Annotated in this window: 20 protein-coding genes and 1 tRNA gene; 6 read left to right on the top strand and 15 right to left on the bottom strand. The window is 62.1% G+C overall.

Features of this window, described 5'->3' with window-relative positions; translation table 11 throughout:
* Nucleotides 1–27 precede the first annotated feature (27 nt).
* The 4 genes from EP237_RS18210 to EP237_RS18220 form a co-directional block, all read right to left on the bottom strand.
* On the bottom strand, nt 28–2,535 hold the full coding sequence (locus EP237_RS18210) for a GcvT family protein (protein ID WP_127562323.1): 2,508 nt from the start codon (nt 2,533–2,535) through the stop codon (nt 28–30).
* Between the two features lie 129 nt (nt 2,536–2,664).
* Nucleotides 2,665–3,195 carry a hypothetical protein gene (locus EP237_RS18215; protein ID WP_127562324.1) on the bottom strand — a complete coding sequence of 177 codons (531 nt, stop codon included), beginning with the start codon at nt 3,193–3,195 and terminating at the stop codon, nt 2,665–2,667.
* Nucleotides 3,188–3,310, bottom strand: coding sequence for a hypothetical protein (locus tag EP237_RS23730; protein WP_276317012.1), 123 nt, complete (start codon nt 3,308–3,310; stop codon nt 3,188–3,190). Before EP237_RS23730 ends, EP237_RS18215 begins: the two co-directional genes overlap by 8 nt.
* Nucleotides 3,311–3,312: 2 nt before the next feature.
* The gene (locus tag EP237_RS18220) at nt 3,313–4,299 is read right to left on the bottom strand and encodes a 2-hydroxyacid dehydrogenase (protein ID WP_127562325.1); all 987 of its coding nucleotides are present in this window, start codon (nt 4,297–4,299) and stop codon (nt 3,313–3,315) included.
* Between the two features lie 149 nt (nt 4,300–4,448).
* On the opposite strand from EP237_RS18220, the gene EP237_RS18225 reads away from it, so the two are divergent.
* Complete coding sequence (locus tag EP237_RS18225) at nt 4,449–4,958, top strand: SH3 domain-containing protein (RefSeq protein WP_127562326.1); 510 nt, start codon at nt 4,449–4,451, stop codon at nt 4,956–4,958.
* On the opposite strand, the gene EP237_RS18230 is transcribed toward EP237_RS18225, so the two are convergent.
* Nucleotides 4,955–6,091: an MFS transporter gene (locus EP237_RS18230; protein WP_127562327.1), complete on the bottom strand. Its 1,137-nt coding sequence runs from the start codon at nt 6,089–6,091 to the stop codon at nt 4,955–4,957. The two genes, EP237_RS18225 and EP237_RS18230, sit on opposite strands and share 4 nt — an antisense overlap.
* A 157-nt stretch (nt 6,092–6,248) precedes the next feature.
* Here EP237_RS18230 and EP237_RS18235 point away from each other — a divergent pair, with 157 nt between their 5' ends.
* Complete coding sequence (locus EP237_RS18235; protein WP_127562328.1) at nt 6,249–6,884, top strand: 50S ribosomal protein L25/general stress protein Ctc; 636 nt, start codon at nt 6,249–6,251, stop codon at nt 6,882–6,884.
* An 84-nt stretch (nt 6,885–6,968) separates the two neighbouring features.
* Here the strand turns inward: EP237_RS18235 and EP237_RS18240 are convergent, their stop codons facing one another.
* Entirely contained in the window at nt 6,969–7,637 is a 669-nt protein-coding gene (locus tag EP237_RS18240) for an FkbM family methyltransferase (protein WP_127562329.1), read from the bottom strand.
* Between the two features lie 74 nt (nt 7,638–7,711).
* On the opposite strand from EP237_RS18240, the gene pth reads away from it, so the two are divergent.
* The 3 genes from pth to EP237_RS18255 all read left to right on the top strand — a co-directional run bounded on the left by pth (nt 7,712) and on the right by EP237_RS18255 (nt 10,089).
* Nucleotides 7,712–8,398 carry an aminoacyl-tRNA hydrolase gene (gene pth, locus EP237_RS18245; RefSeq protein ID WP_127562330.1) on the top strand — a complete coding sequence of 229 codons (687 nt, stop codon included), beginning with the start codon at nt 7,712–7,714 and terminating at the stop codon, nt 8,396–8,398.
* A gap of 81 nt (nt 8,399–8,479) precedes the next feature.
* Entirely contained in the window at nt 8,480–9,718 is a 1,239-nt protein-coding gene (locus tag EP237_RS18250) for a serine hydrolase domain-containing protein (protein ID WP_127562331.1), read from the top strand.
* Nucleotides 9,715–10,089, top strand: a complete 375-nt coding sequence (locus EP237_RS18255) for a DUF2237 family protein (RefSeq protein ID WP_127562332.1) — start codon at nt 9,715–9,717, stop codon at nt 10,087–10,089. The genes EP237_RS18250 and EP237_RS18255 overlap by 4 nt, the downstream gene beginning before the upstream one ends.
* A gap of 1 nt (nt 10,090) precedes the next feature.
* On the opposite strand, the gene EP237_RS18260 is transcribed toward EP237_RS18255, so the two are convergent.
* From EP237_RS18260 to EP237_RS18280, 5 genes are all read right to left on the bottom strand, one after another.
* Complete coding sequence (locus tag EP237_RS18260; RefSeq protein WP_240661687.1) at nt 10,091–10,600, bottom strand: helix-turn-helix transcriptional regulator; 510 nt, start codon at nt 10,598–10,600, stop codon at nt 10,091–10,093.
* A gap of 29 nt (nt 10,601–10,629) precedes the next feature.
* Nucleotides 10,630–11,139 (bottom strand): hypothetical protein, encoded by a 510-nt coding sequence (locus tag EP237_RS23325; RefSeq protein ID WP_206052322.1) that lies wholly within the window; start codon nt 11,137–11,139, stop codon nt 10,630–10,632.
* A 134-nt stretch (nt 11,140–11,273) separates the two neighbouring features.
* The gene (locus tag EP237_RS23330; RefSeq protein WP_206052323.1) at nt 11,274–11,801 is read right to left on the bottom strand and encodes a hypothetical protein; all 528 of its coding nucleotides are present in this window, start codon (nt 11,799–11,801) and stop codon (nt 11,274–11,276) included.
* A 216-nt stretch (nt 11,802–12,017) separates the two neighbouring features.
* Nucleotides 12,018–13,151: a slipin family protein gene (locus tag EP237_RS18275; RefSeq protein ID WP_127562334.1), complete on the bottom strand. Its 1,134-nt coding sequence runs from the start codon at nt 13,149–13,151 to the stop codon at nt 12,018–12,020.
* A gap of 409 nt (nt 13,152–13,560) precedes the next feature.
* Nucleotides 13,561–13,636: transfer RNA gene (locus EP237_RS18280), tRNA-Tyr, on the bottom strand.
* Here EP237_RS18280 and EP237_RS18285 point away from each other — a divergent pair.
* Nucleotides 13,610–13,804: a hypothetical protein gene (locus EP237_RS18285; protein WP_127562335.1), complete on the top strand. Its 195-nt coding sequence runs from the start codon at nt 13,610–13,612 to the stop codon at nt 13,802–13,804. The genes EP237_RS18280 and EP237_RS18285 overlap by 27 nt on opposite strands.
* Before the next feature lie 128 nt (nt 13,805–13,932).
* Here EP237_RS18285 and trpB read toward each other — a convergent pair whose 3' ends face one another.
* The 4 genes from trpB to EP237_RS18305 all read right to left on the bottom strand — a co-directional run bounded on the left by trpB (nt 13,933) and on the right by EP237_RS18305 (nt 16,583).
* Entirely contained in the window at nt 13,933–15,165 is a 1,233-nt protein-coding gene (gene trpB, locus EP237_RS18290; protein WP_127562336.1) for a tryptophan synthase subunit beta, read from the bottom strand.
* A 165-nt stretch (nt 15,166–15,330) separates the two neighbouring features.
* Nucleotides 15,331–15,561, bottom strand: coding sequence for an N-(5'-phosphoribosyl)anthranilate isomerase (locus EP237_RS18295; RefSeq protein WP_127562337.1), 231 nt, complete (start codon nt 15,559–15,561; stop codon nt 15,331–15,333).
* A gap of 45 nt (nt 15,562–15,606) precedes the next feature.
* Nucleotides 15,607–15,942: a hypothetical protein gene (locus EP237_RS18300; RefSeq protein ID WP_127562338.1), complete on the bottom strand. Its 336-nt coding sequence runs from the start codon at nt 15,940–15,942 to the stop codon at nt 15,607–15,609.
* Nucleotides 15,942–16,583 (bottom strand): phosphoribosylanthranilate isomerase, encoded by a 642-nt coding sequence (locus tag EP237_RS18305; protein ID WP_127562339.1) that lies wholly within the window; start codon nt 16,581–16,583, stop codon nt 15,942–15,944. Before EP237_RS18305 ends, EP237_RS18300 begins: the two co-directional genes overlap by 1 nt.
* Between the last annotated feature and the right edge of the window lie 8 nt (nt 16,584–16,591).

A 16,591-nucleotide genomic window follows, 5' to 3' on the forward strand; every position in this document is an offset into this window, starting at 1 on the left:
ACGGGCGGCACCCCCGGTTAATGCACCTCAGCCGTCCTTGCGGATGGTCTCGTTCTTCGGGTCATAGGGGCTGTCGCAGGTCACGACCGCATCCCACAACTGATCGAGCATCTTGACCTTCAGCTTGGTGCCTTCCACGGCCAGCTCGGGCTTCACATAGCCCATGCCGATGGACTTCTCGAAGGCCACCGAATAGCCGCCCGAGGTCAGACGGCCAACCCGCTCACCTTCCGGCGTATAGAGCACTTCACGGCCCCAGGGATCGGCATCAGACGGCCCGTCGATCAGCAGCGTGCAGCACTTCGACCGGATGCCCTTGGCCTCCATCTCGGCCTTGCCGTGGAACTCTTTCGACAGGTCGATGAAGCGCGGCAGATCGGCCTCGGCGGGGGTCGCGTCGCGGCCAAGTTCATTGCCGAAGGCACGGTAGGATTTCTCCTGCCGCAGCCAGTTCTGCGCCCGTGCGCCGACCAGCTTCAGCCCGTGCTTTTCGCCCGCTGAATTCAGCAGATCCCACAGGTAGTTCTGCATCTCGATCGGATGATGCAGTTCCCAGCCAAGCTCCCCGGTATAGGCCACGCGGATCGCATTCACGGGGCACATGCCCAGTTCGATCTGCCGCGCAGACAACCACGGGAAGCGCTTGTTCGACAGGGCTGTATCCGGGTCGGCGTCCTTAATCACCTCTTTCAGAACGTCGCGCGATTTCGGCCCTGCGATGGCAAAGACGCCCCACTGGGTGGTCACGTCCTGGATCTCGATATAGCCGAACTCCTCCATCTTGTCCTCGGCCGCCTTACGCAGGAAGTCGGCGTCATACTCCGTCCAGGCACCCGCAGAGACGAGGTAGTAGTTGTTCTCGCCATTGCGCACGATGGTGTACTCGGTGCGCGTGGTGCCAGCACTGGTCAGCGCGTAGGTCAGGTTGATCCGGCCCACTTTCGGCAGCTTGTTGCAGGTGAACCAGTCGAGGAACGCCGTCGCGCCGGGGCCCTTGACCACATGCTTGGTGAAGGCGGTCGCGTCGATCAGGCCCACACCCTCGCGGATCGCCCTGGCTTCTTCCACGGCGTATTGCCACCAGCCGCCACGACGGAAGCTGCGGGCGTCGTGGTCGAAATTCTCGGGCGCATCGAGGGGGCCGTAGTAGTTGGGGCGTTCCCAGCCGTTGACGAAACCGAATTGCGCGCCAAGCGCCTTCTGCCGGTCATAGGCGGGTGCGGTACGCAGCGGGCGGCAGGCCTCACGCTCTTCATCCGGGTGGTGCAGGATGTAGACGTGGCTGTAGCATTCCTCGTTCTTGCGCGCCGCGAATTCGGTGGTCATCCAGTTCTGCGAATAGCGCTTGGGGTCAAGGGACGCCATGTCGATCTCGGCTTCGCCGTCGACCATCATCTGGGCGAGGTAGTAGCCGGTGCCGCCAGCGGCGGTGATCCCGAAGGAGAAGCCCTCAGCCAGCCACATGTTGCGCAGGCCCGGCGCGGGGCCGACCAGCGGGTTGCCATCGGGCGTGTAGCAGATCGGGCCGTTGAAATCGTCCTTGAGGCCGCTTTCGGCGCAGGACGGCACCCGTTCCGCCATCGCCATGTACTGATCGGCAATCCGGTCCAGATCGAGCGGGAACAGATCGGCGCGGAAGCTGTCGGGCACGCCATATTCGAACCGCGCGGGCGCGCCGTGTTCGTAGATTCCTAGGATCCAGCCGCCGCGTTCCTCACGGGCGTAGGATTCGTTGTCGGCATCGCGCACGACGGGGTGTTCGGCATTGCCCGCCTCGCGCCATTTGACCAGCTCGGGGTCTTTATCCATGACGATAAAGGTGTGTTCCACCGGAATCGCGGGCATCTTGATGCCCAGCATCTTGGCGGTGCGCTGCGCGTGGTTGCCCGATGCGGTCACGACATGTTCGGCGGTGATCACCACCTGTTCTTCAGAGGGCACGAGGTTGCCGCCCTTTTCCACCATCTTGGTGCAGGTCACTTCCCAATGAGTGCCATTCCAGTGGAAGGCATCGGCCTGCATCTTGCGCACGATATCCACCCCGCGCTGGCGGGCACCCTTGGCCATCGCCTGGGTTACGTCAGCGGGGTTAATATAGCCGTCCTCGGTATGATAGATCGCACCCTTGAGGTCCGAGGTCTCAATGAGCGGCCAGCGTTCCTTGATCTGGTCGGGGGTCAGCCATTCGTATTTCACACCGCAGGTCTCGGCAGTGGACGCATAGAGCATGTATTCATCCATGCGCTCCTGCGTCTGCGCCATGCGCAGGTTGCCGACCACGGCAAAGCCCGCATTCAGCCCGGTTTCCTCTTCAAGCGTCTTGTAGAAATCGACCGAGTACTGGTGAATATGGGTCGTCGCGAAGCTCATGTTGAAGAGCGGCAGCAGGCCAGCCGCGTGCCAGGTGGAGCCGGAGGTCAGTTCATCACGTTCCAGCAGCATCACATCAGACCAGCCTGCCTTGGCAAGATGATAGGCGATCGAGGTGCCGACGGCACCGCCGCCGACGACAAGGGCTTTGACTTGGGTTTTCATTGGGCGCGACTCCGGGCCAGATTTTCTGCCGGTAATGTGCCGAATTGCGCAGGCCCGTGCGAAGGCCAGCCGACCAGATAACGCGAGAATCCGACACGCGCCCGGGTTTTTCGCGACAAGCGCAGTCGATCAGCCCCCGGGCCGGGCCCGACGACGGGCGCGAATGACCGCGACCAGCATGAAGACCACCCCCGCGACAAGTCCGATCAGACCGGCAAAATAGCTCGTGTTGTGCATCAGCCCGGCCCGCACAAAGCCCTCTACATCTTCGACACCCGAAGGAATTCTGAAATGGTGGTATTGTGAAGGGTCGACGGGAATTGCGAGGCTCACCACGCCAAGCGCCAGCGTGATCCCCACGACCATCAGCGAAGCGCCAAGGAAAGTCCGAACCATCTGGCCCGTGGTCGGCATCGCCAGCCCTATGGCGGCAATCGGTACGCCGATCACAATCCCCATCCACCAGCTTGCCCGCCAGCCGACAATCGCCGCCCCCATGCGATAGGGCAGCGCCTCGGCGATGTTGAACTGGTGGAACTTGAAGGCGTGGAAATAGTCGGGACCGACCGTATAGCTGATCTGGTTGTGAACCATGCCGTAGAGACCCGCCAGAAGGCAGGCGAAGGCAATCAGCACCGGCAGGACGACAAACCTAGCCATGACCACAATGCGCGCCGGAAAATCCTTCCCGAAGGATTTTCAAAGCGGTCCAAAATTCTTCTGGAAGAATTTTGCGGCAGGAAGAAAATTCTGGAATTTTCTTCTGATTGCGCATGGTCACAACATGCTCGGCACGACCAGATCGGGCGGCCGGTGGCCATCGTCGAAGGTCTTGATATTGATGATGACCTTTTCGCCCATCTCCTCGCGCCCCTCCAGCGTGGCCGAGCCCATATGCGGCAGAAGCACCACGTTTTCCAGCTCTCGCAGGCGCGGGTTCACGTCCTTGCCATGTTCGAACACGTCGAGACCTGCCCCGGCGATATCGCCGGACCGCAGCATCCGCGTCAGGGCGTTTTCGTCGATGACTTCCCCGCGGGAGGTATTCACGATCACCGCCGTGGGTTTCATAAGCTTCAGCCGCCGCGCGTTCATCAGGTGGAAGGTCGAGGGCGTATGCGGGCAGTTGATCGACAGGATATCGACCCGCGCGATCATCTGGTCGAGGCTTTCCCAATAGGTCGCTTCCAGGTCGGCCTCGATCTCCTCGTGCAGGCGGCGACGATTGTGATAATGCACCTGCATCCCGAACACTGCCGCGCGCCGCGCCACCGCCTGACCGATCCGGCCCATGCCGAGAATGCCGAGCCGCTTGCCGCCGATGCGCCCGCCCATGAAGGCCGTGGGCGACCAGCCCTGCCATTTGCCGGCCTGCATCACGGCCAGACCCTCGGGGATGCGGCGCGTGACGGCAAGGATCAGCGCCAGGGTCATGTCGGCGGTGTCTTCGGTCACCACGCCCGGCGTGTTGGACACCAGAATGCCGCGCTGGCGCGCTGTATGCACGTCGATATGGTCGACCCCCGCACCGTAATTGGCGATGAGTTTCAGCTTCTCACCTGCCTGCCCCAACAGTCCCGCGTCGATCTGGTCGGTCACGCAAGGCACCAGAACATCGGCGCGATTCATGGCGGATACCAGTTCCTGCCGGGTCATCGGGCGATCATCTTCGCGCAGTTCCACGTCGAACAGTTCCGACATCCGCGTTTCGACCGCCTCGGGCAACCGTCGCGTTACGACAACACTCAGCTTCTGACCTGGCATCCCGTTCTTCCCTTTATCTGGCGTTTCAGCCCTTGGCGTGACACTCTCTCATCCTAGGCAGGGGTGCAAGACACAGCACCCCAACAGCGACAAAAACACCGGTCAAGACCGCGATAGAGCGGCAAAGGTGCGGGCAGGCAGTGCAAGGTATGAAGCGCAAGATATTGGGCGTGATGCTGGCGACGATTCTGGGTGTGATGGCTACGGCCACCATCGCGCAGGAGGCCGAGGCGCGCGGTCCCGTGACGGGGTTCCCCCTGCCCCGCTATGTCTCGATCCAGTCGTCAGAGGCATTTGCACGGCGCGGACCCTCGCGCAGCCACCGCATCGACTGGGTGTTTCAGCGCCGCAACATGCCGATGCAGGTGGTGGCCGAACATGAACACTGGCGCCGGGTCATCGACCGCGACGGGGCGGGCGGCTGGATGCACTATTCGCTGCTGTCAGGCGTGCGCACCGCGATTGTCGAGGTTGACATGCTGGAACTGCACCAGCGGCCCGACCCGGCCTCGCCGGTGACGGCTCAGGCCGAGCTTGGGGTGATCGCCTTCGTCGACGAATGCAACGGCAGCTGGTGCCGCCTGAACGTGGCCGGTCATCGTGGGTGGGTGCCGATGGACACGCTTTGGGGCGTCGACCCCGGTGAGGTCTTCGACTAACCCGCGCGGCGCATCAGGGCCAGAAGCGCCGGGATCGACAGCAAGAGCAGCGCCACGAAGCCGAAGGACATCCGCAGCCCGAAGCCCTGTGCGATGAAGCCCATGATCGGCGGCCCGATGAAGAAGCCGAAATAGCCGATGGTCGTCACCCGGCTGATCACATAGGCCCGCGCGTCATCGCTGGCCAGACGCCCGGCAAGCGCCAGCAGCATCGGTGCGATGGTCGACACGCCAAGACCCAGAATGGCAAACCCGGCATAGGCCACCAGAGGTACCGGGGCGATGGCCGCCAGCAAGGCTCCGCAGGCGGTGACAAGCGCGCTCCAGAACACCACGCGGGTCTCGGACAGGCGGCCGACGACCAATTGTCCGGTGAACCGCCCGATCCCCATGGTCAGCCCCAGCATCGCGGGACCAAGCGCGCCCTCTGCCGCGCCGCCACCCAGGGTGCGTTCCACATGCAGGGCCGACCAGCCCTCGGTCGCGTTTTCCGCAAGGAACGCCACCAGCACGATCAGCCCGCCCCACAGCACCACGCCGCCAAAGCGACCGCGGGCGGCCTTGGCCGTGCCATGGGTTTCCGCGCCGTCCTTCGACATCATGAAGACCGAGGCAATCAGCGTCAGCAGCCCGAGCGTGGCAAACACCGGCCCAGGCGGCAGCCCCGCCTCTCGTGCCAGACCCGCAGATATGGCAGAGGCCGCGTATGCGAAGGAAAACATCGCATGATTGAGGTTCATCAGGGATGCCCCAAGGCGCGATTCCGTGCGCGACAGGCGGGTGTTCATCACCACGTCCTGCAATCCCGACCCGGCACCGGCAAAGAACATCAGCGCCGCGAAAACCGGCACCGACGCAACCCACATCGGGGCCTGAAACACCAGTGCCAGAAGAACGGATGCAAACGACACGGCATAGCGCCCGAACCGCGCCGCGAAGACAGGCGCAGACAGCATCGCCGTCACCGCACCCGCCGCGGTGACCAGCATCGCGAGACCGAAGGCCCCGTCGCTGGCCCCGATATGAGCCTTGATCTGCGGCACATAGGCGGCGAACGCACCCCAATAGATGCCTTGCGCCGCAAAGGCCGGCAGGTCATGACGGGACAGGGAAATCGCGCGCAGGATCAACATGTCCGGGCGATTGTCACGGGCTTCGCTCCAAAGCAAGTTCCAAAGCGCGGATTCATCGCGCAAAGCCCCTTTCCAAACCCGCAAGGCTCGTCTATAGGCACGGCTTCAACCGGGCGGACACCCTTGGAGGCCGCCCTTTATCATATGGAGAATAGCTATGGCTGCAGAGATTAAAGATCTCGTCGCCGAGGCACGGACGGGGACAGGCAAGGGGGCCGCTCGTCAAGCACGCCGCAACGGTATGGTGCCCGGAGTTGTCTATGGCGGTGGTGCGGACCCCGTCTCGATTCAGATCCCCTTCAACGTGTTGCTCAAGCACCTGAAAGCAGGCCGCTTTCTGGCGCAACTCTTCAACCTCAAGGTTGAAGGCCACGAAGATGTGCGCGTGATCTGCCGTGGCGTTCAGCGTGACGTCGTGAAGGACCTGCCGACCCATGTCGACCTGATGCGCCTGCGCCGCACCAGCCGCGTCAACCTGTTCATTCCGGTTGAGTTCGTCGGCGAAGAGGTTGCACCCGGCATCAAGAAGGGTGGCGTCGTGACCGTGGTTCGCCCGGAAGTCGAACTGCGCGTGACCGCAGGCGACATCCCGGAAAAGATCACCGTTGACCTGTCGACCCTCAACATCGGTGACGTCGTGACCATTTCCGACGTGACCCTGCCCGAGGGTGCCCGCCCGACCATCGACCGCGATTTCGTGATTGCCAACATCGCCGCCCCCTCGGGTCTGGCGCGCGGCGGTGACGCCGAAGACGAAGGTGAAGAGGCCGAAGAAGCCGCCGCCGAGGAATAATCCCGGCGGTCTGCTGTTCGGACCTGATTTGGCGCGGCCTGTCCCCCGGGATGGGCCGCGTTTTCTTTTGGCCGACCGCAGGCGCTACACCCGGCGAAACCCCAGAACCCGCCCGCGTGATGTGACCGGATCATAGGTTAGACCGGAATCCGACATGCAATCGACAATCCGCTTGATGACCGTGTCGGAATAGCGGGGCGGATGCAGTTCCAGCACCAAGAAGCGCAATTCCGGGTGCCAAGGCTGATCGAACAGCCATTCCTCCGCCCCTTCGATATCCATCATCACCACGTCCGGCCGATGCTCATACAGCAAGGGCTCAAGCCCTAGATTGGGCACCTTGCAAATCTCGTTTTCCGGTGCCCCAGCCCGCGCGAGGCTTGCACCCAGAAAGGCCCGTGGCACCTGAAACCGGACCGTGCCGCCCCCCTCACCCGACGTGACCGCGCCGTGCAGCAGGCGGATACCGCCCTGCCCGTTTCTTTCGAACGTGTCACGCAGTACTGGCAGCAGGTTGGGGTTCGCCTCGACGCTCAGCACGTTCGTAGCCCCCGCAGCCCGCGCCGCCAGCACGCTGATCAGCCCCAGACCCGCGCCAAGATCCAGCACCCGCATTCCCGGCCCGACCCGGCACATCGCGGCGGCGATTTCATCGGCCTCATAGCTGCCATCGGCCAGCCGCGCCGCAAGCGCCTTGGTGATCAGCACCTCGGGCAGATCAAGCGTGATGTCATGAAGGGTGAATACCGGCATCTGTCCCCAATTCGTTGATCCCTCGCCCCGTCATGCCTATAGGACTGAGAAGGCGATTTGAATGCGAGGATGCCATGAAACTCTGGGTCGGCCTTGGAAACCCCGGTGCGAAATACGCGGGCAACCGGCACAATATCGGCTTCATGGCGCTGGACCGGGTGGCCGAGGATCACGGGTTTGCGCCATGGCGGAGCAAGTTTCAGGCCAGCCTGACCGAAGGGCGGCTCGGGTCCGAAAAGGTGCTGCTGCTAAAGCCAGAAACCTTCATGAACCTGTCGGGCCAATCCGTGGGCGAGGCGATGCGGTTCTACAAGCTGGAGCCGACCGACATCACCGTTTTCCATGACGAACTGGACCTTGCACCGGGCAAATGCCGCGTCAAGGCGGGGGGCGGACATGCCGGCCATAACGGGCTGCGGTCGATCCACCAGCATATCGGCCCGCATTACGACCGGGTGCGCCTTGGCATCGGCCATCCGGGCCACAAGGATCGGGTTGCGCCCTATGTGTTGTCGGATTTCGCCAAGGCCGATCAGGATTGGCTGGACGACCTTTTGCGCGGCATATCCGACGGCGCGCCGGAGCTTGCAAAGGGCGACACCGGCCGGTTCATGAACGCCGTTGCCCTGCGCACCGCGCCGCCGCGATCCTCGGGCCAGGGCAAGGCGAAAGCAGCCACGCCGCCCGTCGTATCTGCACCAGCGGCAGAACCGGAAGATGATCGCACGGCCATGCAAAAGCTGATGGATCGGTTCCGCTAGCCCTCATCCCTGACGTAGGGTCAGCATTGCCGCCAAGCGGGCGGCCATGTTCTGCTTTCGGAACAGCCAAAGGGGGGCCTCATGCGCCGTATCGTCAGAATTCTGGTTCGAATCCTTGTGATCTTCCTGATCGTCACGGTTGCTGCGGGCTGGGTCATGCGTCAGGAGATTTCCCGCCTTTGGACGGTCGTGACGCTTTATGACGAAGCCTACATCGTCGAAAATTTCAGCAACATGGGCGACGCCTTCGATACGGCCGATGTCTCACGCGGCTCTGGCCCGGCCAGCCCGTTGCCGGACGGCCCGCCCGCCGATCTGCCAGACGAGGTCGCTTCCTGGATCGAGGCGCGCGATGTGACATCGCTTGTCGTCCTTAGCGACGGACAGATCGCGCATGAAAGCTATCACCTGGGCACTGCGCCGGGAGATCGTCGGATGTCATTCTCCGTCGCAAAAAGCTTCCTCTCGGCACTTCTGGGCACCTTGGTCGAAGACGGGACAATCCCTGATCTCGATGCGCAGGTGACCGATTACGTCCCCGAGTTGAGCGGCACAGCCTATGACGGAACCACGATTCTCAACGTGCTGCAGATGTCATCGGGCGTGACCTTCGACGAGGATTACCTGGACTACAATTCCGACATCAATCGCATGAGCCGCGCGCTGGCCCTTGGCGGCACGATGGACGGGTTCACAGAGGCCTTGTCCGAAACAGACCGACCCGCAGGCGAGCAATGGGAATATGTCTCGATCGACACCCATGTCATCGGCATGGTCATTCGCGGCGCGACCGGGCGCGATATCCCGTCGCTTTTGTCGGAACGGATCATCCAGCCGCTTGGGTTGGAAGCGACGCCCTATTACCTGACCGATGGTGAGGGCGTGGCCTTCGTTTTGGGCGGGCTGAACATGACCACGCGGGACTATGCCCGATTGGGGATGATGTTCCTCAACAACGGCAACTGGAACGGACACCAAATCTTGTCGCAAGAGTGGGTGGCGCGATCTACCGCAGCCTCGGCCCGAACCGCGCCAGGCGAGATTGGCTATGGCTACCAATGGTGGATTCCGGTCGGGGCTGAACCTGGCCAATTCATGGCCCGTGGAATTTACGGCCAGTACATCTATGTAGATCAGGTGAACGGGGTGGTGATCGCCACCACTGCCGCGGACCGCCAATTCCGCGATGCCGGTGTGAACGACGAAAACATCCGTATCTTCCGGCTGATCTCTGAAAGCCTCGCCCCTCCAGCGCCGAACGCCGCGCTGGAGACTGAACCCGGAGATGACGCAGAACCTGAACCGGAGGACAGCCAATGACCCGCATGGACGCCCCCGTGAACGTGTTGGGCGGCGTTTTGCAGCCTTGCTCGACCGCCCCCCTGACCGGGTTCTTCCGCGATGGTCATTGCAACACCTGTTCCGACGATCATGGCAGCCACACGGTCTGCGCCGAGATGACGGCGGAATTCCTGGCTTACTCCAAATATGTGGGCAACGACCTGTCCACGCCCCGGCCCGAATTCGGATTTGCGGGGCTGAAACCGGGTGACCAATGGTGCCTCTGCGCCGGCCGGTTCCTGCAAGCCCATGACGAAGGCTGCGCGCCCAAGGTGCGGCTTGAGGCGACCCATTCCCGCGCCCTGGACATCATCCCACTGGATGTTCTGAAGGAAATGGCCGCAACCTGATCTATTCGGCGGCAATCCGAACGCGGTCATCCACGTCCAGCAGATCTTCGATGAAAAGGCTCAATAGCTGAGGCCGTCCGCTGACGCCTGCCTTGCGATAGATCGCGTTGGTCTGTGCCTTGACCGTGCCTTCGGATGTTTGGCGCAAAGCGGCGATTTCCTGGATCGACATGCCCTTGATCGCGAAAAGCGCAACGTCGCGTTCCGCCGGGGTCAGGCCCCAATCGTCGAACCGTTCCGCCATCACATCCATGAAGGCCCCCGATGCGGCCTTGAGCTTCTGCTCGACAATTGCCGTGCGCCGCATGGAGTTGCGCAGAAAGATCGCGCCGATGATTGGCCCGATAATCAGCCCGATCGTCGCGCCGATTTCCATCAACTCGCGGGTTTGCCAGCTGATCGGACGGGCGCGGACATTGAATATGGTCAGAACAATCTCGGACACGAAAAAGACCGAGCAGACCAGCTGCACAACGAAAACAACCGCAAGAAGCAGTTTACCCTTTGTCACGCAGCTGCCCCTCCTGGCGCTGCGAGGCATCAGTCATCGTCGTCGTCATCATCGTCATCTCCGCCCCCTCCAGAGCCGCCGTTGTCGTCGTTATCGTCGTCATCGCCATTGTCATCATCGCCGTCGTCGCCGCCGCTCGAACCACTGTTATCCTCGTCGGCATCCTCATCGCCGTCGTCGCTCGAACCACTGTTATCCTCGTCGTCATCATGATCGTCACGATCATCACCGTCGTCACCCGAGCTGTCCGACACGGATGATGGCAAGACCCCGTCACCGCCGCTGTGGTCGTCTTCGATTTCCCAGTAGTCACGCAGAATCTCGCCGGTTGTCGGATTGAAGATGATCTCGCGTTCGCGGCCCGGCCCTTCGGCCTCGATGCGGACGCGCCCAAGCCAGGTGCGTGTCACATGGATGCGCGCATATCCCTGCGCCTGAAGCTGCGAGATGATCTGGGCCTCGATATCCTGCGCCCAGACTGCTCCGGTTCCTGCCGACAGGCAGAGCGCAGTGGCCATCAAGAGGCGCGAGGGTTTCATCTGTTTCGTCTCCTTGGTTGATAAGGCTCTGCCCCGCCGGGATGGGGGGACGGGCGGGGCAGAGCGAGGTCCGTCTATCGGCGACAGGAGAGCATACCAGTCTCCTGAAGGGAACCTATAGCCGATATCGGTCCTTAGTCGTCGTCATCGTCGTCATCGTCGCTGTCATGGTCGTCGTGGTCATCGTGGTCGTCACCATCGTCTCCACCATTTCCATGATCGCTGTCGTCATCATCATCTTCATCGTCGTGGCCGCCATTGTCGTCGCCATCATCATCGCGATCATCGTCATGATCATCGTCGTCATCATGATCATCGTCGTCGTCATCGCGATCGTCATCGTCATCCGCCGGGCCGGTTTCAGTCGAGATGACATTGCCGCTGGCGTCATAGCTGGTTTCCGTCCCGATCCCGCCCGACACGACCTCTTCGCGGACAAGGTTGCCATCGCGGTCGAAGGTCCGCTCAACCGAGCCGTCGGCACCGGTGGCCTCGATCCTGTAGCCGCCATTGCGGATCTGCACCTCTATGCGCATGTAGCCTGCGTCCTGCAGTTCGGCGATGGCCGCATTCACGGCGTCATTCGAGGTTTGGGCGGACAGGGTGGTGGTCGACAGCAGAACCGCCGTCACGGAAGCGGCAAGAATGGATTTCGGGGTCATGGATCATCTCCTGTTGATCTTGTCTCAAGGGCGAACCGGGGGACGCTGCCACCGATCCGATGACCCGACAAAAAGCACCGTGAATGCTCAAAGGATATTTGACCGCCGTTTATCTCCGGGTCCATAAACCACCGGTTCACAGGCCTAAACCTGAGGTATAAACAGGCTGACCCGCCCGGATTTCTCCGGACGGGCCTTGTTTTCAGCGGCATTCGCCTAATCCCGAAGCTTCACAAGGTCGGTCATGAGACCCTCGGTCCCGTTATGGACCGTGAGCCGCTCGACCTTGCCCGCGATGGTTTCCAACGCTTCAAGCTCTTTCAACCGCAACATGACGGGGTTTTCCGCCATGACCTTGGCCGTGTTGAGCAAGGACCGCGTGGCGTTCGTTTCCTCGCGCCGGCGGATCACGTTGGCTTCGGCCTCTTTCTGGGCGGCGACCACCCCGTTGAGGATGTCGCGCATCTCGCCGGGCAAGATCACGTCCTTCAACGCGATCTCACCCACTTCGATCCCGATCCCCGCCATATCGGCGCGGACCTTTTCGGCGGCCTCGGCATCGACCATCCCCTTTTCGGCCAAGAGCCGGTCAAGGGTCATCGCCCCGAGCGTCTTGCGGAACGCAAGCTGCACGGCCCGGTGAAGCGCCTCGTCATGATCGCGCACGGCGGTCACGGCTTTCACCGCATCCACCACACGGAAGACGGCGGTCAAGTTCACCCGAATGGACACGCGGTCCTTCGTGAGGATCTCCTGCCCCGTGACCTCCTTGGCCTGCCAGCGCATATCGACCTGACGGACAGTATGCTTGCGCCCGAAGATCCAGAACCAGTGGGTTCCGGGGTCGAGCACCTTGGCAAGCTGACCTTCGGTGAAAAGAAGGGACACGCGCCCCTGCTCGACCGTGGTCACGTTGATCTGCGTATCCAACCGCGCCCGTTCAAGACGGCGGGCAAGGGTCGGGGCAAGCATCACGTCTTCGGCCATGTCGAACCTGTCAACGGTCCAGGGGCCTGCATCGGTCCAGAAAAGCACGCGCTGTTCCGGTCCGACAAGATCCGTGACGATGCCGTCACGAGAGATCACCGCCACATCATCGGGTCCGGTGTGGACCTCGGTGAAGTGGGTCTCGACAAGGTCGGGACGGTCCCGGCGCATGGGTGCCACAAGCGTAGACACGAAACGCGGAGAAGAAAGGTCAAACACTTCGGTCTGAACATCCTGCATGTCGATCCAGTGCTCTCCCGGGCCGAGGATCTGATCGATCCGGCCTTTCGCAAGCACGAGGGTGCGAGTGTTGATCGGAACGCGCAAAAGGCGCTGATTCCGGAGGGCTTTCAAAATAGACATGTCAAATCTCCTTTTTCATGGTCGTGTCTATCGTCGTCGTCGCAAGGCGCGATCTCCTTGGGTTTTGGGTTGCACGGGATCAGCCCCGTGACAGGCATGCGCGACGGGCGGGATTGCCGGTCGCGGAATATGGGGCGGGATCCGAGGCCGGTCCTGCCATACCCCCTTGCGGAGAAGAGCGGAGAGGCGCGCCACCCGGTTCGCGGGGCCCGTACCAGTATTGGCAGGGCCTGGCGAAGACAGGCGAACATGCGTCACGTCCTTCCCGGCGCGGGGCCAGGGCGAACGGCGTCCTTGTCCTCTGGCGCAACAGAGGATCCGGCCACCCCTCGCGGAGCAGCCCCGGAACCCATTTTGTCGAACCACTCATGTGGCTGGTTTGAAGAACCAGTGCCCTCATCCGGGCTTTTGGAGCGAAAAGCAGGAATTGAACCTGCGCCACTCGGAGTTACAGTCCGATGCTCTACCAATTGAGCTATTTTCGCGTGACGTTTGGATGTCACGTTGGCACCGACCTCGGTCTCTGGCCCTGGCATACGGGGATCGGCAGCGCCGCCCGCACCGGAGGGGTGATCACCCCCTGCCGCAAGGGCCAGCCCGTCTGGCTGGTGAGGCGGGTGATACGGCAGGGGGCTGAACCGCTCAACATGTGATTTGGTGTAACAATTACACCGTTACTACTGCGCAACAATATTGCGAGTGTGCGCAACAAATGAAAAGGGCGCCCCCTGCGGGACGCCCTGTCGATGCCATCTGACCGGGGTCAGACTTTCGCGATGTTTCAATCCGCCTCGGCCATCTCGAAGCCAAGATGTTTCGCCACCGTGAAGATATCCTTGTCGCCGCGCCCGCACATGTTCATGCAGATGATGTGATCCTTCGGCAGATCCGGGGCGATCTTGATCACATGGGCCAGCGCGTGGGACGGCTCCAGCGCCGGGATGATCCCCTCCTGCTCACAGCAGAGCTGGAAGGCTGCGAGCGCCTCCTTGTCGGTGATCGAGACGTACTGAGCGCGGCCGATTTCATGCAGCCAGCTGTGTTCGGGGCCGATGCCGGGGTAATCCAGACCCGCAGAAATAGAGTAGCCTTCAAGGATCTGCCCGTCATCGTCCTGCAACAGATAGGTGCGGTTTCCATGCAGCACGCCGGGACGACCGCCAGTCAGCGAGGCGCAATGTTCCATCTTGGCGTTCACGCCCTTGCCGCCGGCCTCGACGCCGATGATGTTGACCGATTTGTCATCGAGGAAGGGGAAGAACAGGCCCATTGCGTTCGACCCGCCACCGATGGCGGCGATGATCGTGTCGGGCAGGCGGCCCTCACGCTCCAGCATCTGCGCCTTGGCTTCCTTGCCGATGATCTGCTGGAAATCGCGGACCATGGCGGGGTACGGGTGCGGGCCGGCCACGGTGCCGATGCAGTAGAACGTGTCGCGCACATTGGTCACCCAATCGCGCAGGGCATCGTTCATGGCGTCCTTCAGCGTGCCGCGGCCAGAAGTGACAGGGACGACTTCTGCCCCCAGAAGGCGCATCCGGAAGACGTTGGGTTTCTGCCGCTCCACATCATGCGCGCCCATGTAGACCACGCATTTCAGACCGAACTTGGCGCAAACGGTGGCGGTGGCAACGCCGTGCTGTCCTGCGCCGGTTTCCGCAATGATCCGGGTCTTGCCCATTCGGCGGGCCAGGATGATCTGGCCGAGGACGTTGTTGATCTTGTGTGCGCCCGTATGGTTCAGCTCGTCGCGCTTCATGTAGATCTTGGCCCCACCCAGATGCTCGGTCAGGCGGTCGGCAAGATAGAGCGGGCTGGGACGACCGACATAATGGGTCCACAGATCATTCATTTCGGCCCAGAAGCTGTCATCGGTCTTGGCGAACTCGTACTGCTTTTCCAGTTCCAGGATCAGCGGCATCAGCGTTTCCGATACGAAGCGCCCGCCGAAATCGCCGAAGCGACCGTTTTCGTCGGGGCCCGTCATGAAGGAATTGATCAGGTCTTCGGCCATGGCGGTCATCCTTGCAGGGTCATCTGACCTGTCCTATGCGAGCATCGGCGTGGGGACAAGAGCGGGCGGTGGAAAGGCGTTTCGAAACGCCTTGAAAAACGCGGTTTCGAAACCGCGTGGGAAGCCGCTTCGAAGCGGCTTGTCCAAGGGCCTTCGAAGGCCCTTTCACCGCACTCGACGAATCGGTGCACCATTGCAGAACACGACGAAGTGGCGTCCATTCTCGACCGCCTGAAACCCTTTCTGTTCCAGCGCGCGGGCAAAGGCCTGACGCCCTACTAGCCGTTCCACATCGCGGATCTGGCGTTTCACAATGCCGCCGCGCTGTGCCTCTTTCGAGGAAAAGATCTGATCGAGCCAAAGGTCGGGGGTCAGGTATTGAGGTAGTTCAGCCATGCGAGGCAGACTAACCCTACGTGGTTAAAACTGGGTAAATGGCGCCTACCGGCAAAGCAGCCGTTCAAACGCCGCAATGCAGCTTCGCGGTTCGAAGAAAGGGGACCGGGTTTCCACCGTCGCAAAGAGATAGCGATTCTCGTAATCGAAAGAGATCACCCCCTCGAGCAGCCGGGCGCAGTTCGCGGGCGTCACCTGACAGGCCGCAAGGGCCGTTTGTGCCGCGCCATTCTCTGCGGAAATGATCGAGCCATCGGCGATTTCTTCGGCCACCATGTCGCGATAGAGCTCCCGCACCTCTTCGACCGAAGGCCGGGTCGCGAAGGCGGCTCCCGCGGCAGCGATCAGCGCATAAATCACCAGTTTCCCGAGAAAGCCCATCAGTCCCTCACCGCTGCGGAAAAGCGCTGCATCAGCACTGCATCCTTCACCCCCGGCGCGCGCTCCACGCCCGAAGACACATCGACCTGCTTCGCACCGGTCAGGCGCACGGCGTCGGCCACATTGTCCGGTGTCAGCCCGCCTGCCAGCATCCAGGGACGGGTCCAGTATTTCCGATCGGCCAGCAGGCGCCAGTCGAAGGCCAGCCCGTTGCCGCCCGGCAGATCCGCCCCTTTCGGCGGTTTCGCGTCGATCAGCAGCTGGTCGGCGACCGTCGAATAGGCGTCAATCGCGGCCAGATCGCCGGCCTCCGCCACACCGATCGCCTTCATCACCGGCAGCCCGTAGCGCGCCTTGATCTCGGCCACGCGGTCCGGGCTTTCGTGCCCGTGCAGCTGCAACATGTCGAGCGGAACCCGCGCCGTGATGGCATCGAGCGTGGCGTCATCCGCATTGACGCTCAGCAGAACCTTGGCCAGACCCAAAGGCACATCGACCGCCAGCGTCGCCATCGGCTCGATCTCCAGATGCCGGGGCGATTTGGCGAAATGCACGAAGCCCACATAACGCGCACCGGCCTCATGGGCGGCAGCGACATCCTCTTGCCGGGTCAACCCGCAGAATTTGACGGCAATGGCCATGCGCGGGC

Origin of the sequence: Nioella ostreopsis, assembly GCF_004000255.1 — a bacterium.
In the GTDB taxonomy this organism is placed as follows: domain Bacteria; phylum Pseudomonadota; class Alphaproteobacteria; order Rhodobacterales; family Rhodobacteraceae; genus Nioella; species Nioella ostreopsis.

What these genes read in the sequence shown, in the direction of transcription:
- EP237_RS18210 (WP_127562323.1), bottom strand. Translation starts at nt 2,535, where the DNA reads ATGAAAACCCAAGTCAAAGCCCTTGTCGTCGGCGGCGGTGCCGTCGGC.
- EP237_RS18215 (WP_127562324.1), bottom strand. Translation starts at nt 3,195, where the DNA reads ATGGCTAGGTTTGTCGTCCTGCCGGTGCTGATTGCCTTCGCCTGCCTT.
- EP237_RS23730 (WP_276317012.1), bottom strand. Translation starts at nt 3,310, where the DNA reads ATGCGCAATCAGAAGAAAATTCCAGAATTTTCTTCCTGCCGCAAAATT.
- EP237_RS18220 (WP_127562325.1), bottom strand. Translation starts at nt 4,299, where the DNA reads ATGCCAGGTCAGAAGCTGAGTGTTGTCGTAACGCGACGGTTGCCCGAG.
- EP237_RS18225 (WP_127562326.1), top strand. Translation starts at nt 4,449, where the DNA reads ATGAAGCGCAAGATATTGGGCGTGATGCTGGCGACGATTCTGGGTGTG.
- EP237_RS18230 (WP_127562327.1), bottom strand. Translation starts at nt 6,091, where the DNA reads ATGTTGATCCTGCGCGCGATTTCCCTGTCCCGTCATGACCTGCCGGCC.
- EP237_RS18235 (WP_127562328.1), top strand. Translation starts at nt 6,249, where the DNA reads ATGGCTGCAGAGATTAAAGATCTCGTCGCCGAGGCACGGACGGGGACA.
- EP237_RS18240 (WP_127562329.1), bottom strand. Translation starts at nt 7,637, where the DNA reads ATGCCGGTATTCACCCTTCATGACATCACGCTTGATCTGCCCGAGGTG.
- pth (WP_127562330.1), top strand. Translation starts at nt 7,712, where the DNA reads ATGAAACTCTGGGTCGGCCTTGGAAACCCCGGTGCGAAATACGCGGGC.
- EP237_RS18250 (WP_127562331.1), top strand. Translation starts at nt 8,480, where the DNA reads ATGCGCCGTATCGTCAGAATTCTGGTTCGAATCCTTGTGATCTTCCTG.
- EP237_RS18255 (WP_127562332.1), top strand. Translation starts at nt 9,715, where the DNA reads ATGACCCGCATGGACGCCCCCGTGAACGTGTTGGGCGGCGTTTTGCAG.
- EP237_RS23325 (WP_206052322.1), bottom strand. Translation starts at nt 11,139, where the DNA reads ATGAAACCCTCGCGCCTCTTGATGGCCACTGCGCTCTGCCTGTCGGCA.
- EP237_RS23330 (WP_206052323.1), bottom strand. Translation starts at nt 11,801, where the DNA reads ATGACCCCGAAATCCATTCTTGCCGCTTCCGTGACGGCGGTTCTGCTG.
- EP237_RS18275 (WP_127562334.1), bottom strand. Translation starts at nt 13,151, where the DNA reads ATGTCTATTTTGAAAGCCCTCCGGAATCAGCGCCTTTTGCGCGTTCCG.
- EP237_RS18285 (WP_127562335.1), top strand. Translation starts at nt 13,610, where the DNA reads ATGCTCTACCAATTGAGCTATTTTCGCGTGACGTTTGGATGTCACGTT.
- trpB (WP_127562336.1), bottom strand. Translation starts at nt 15,165, where the DNA reads ATGGCCGAAGACCTGATCAATTCCTTCATGACGGGCCCCGACGAAAAC.
- EP237_RS18295 (WP_127562337.1), bottom strand. Translation starts at nt 15,561, where the DNA reads ATGGCTGAACTACCTCAATACCTGACCCCCGACCTTTGGCTCGATCAG.
- EP237_RS18300 (WP_127562338.1), bottom strand. Translation starts at nt 15,942, where the DNA reads ATGGGCTTTCTCGGGAAACTGGTGATTTATGCGCTGATCGCTGCCGCG.
- EP237_RS18305 (WP_127562339.1), bottom strand. Translation starts at nt 16,583, where the DNA reads ATGGCCATTGCCGTCAAATTCTGCGGGTTGACCCGGCAAGAGGATGTC.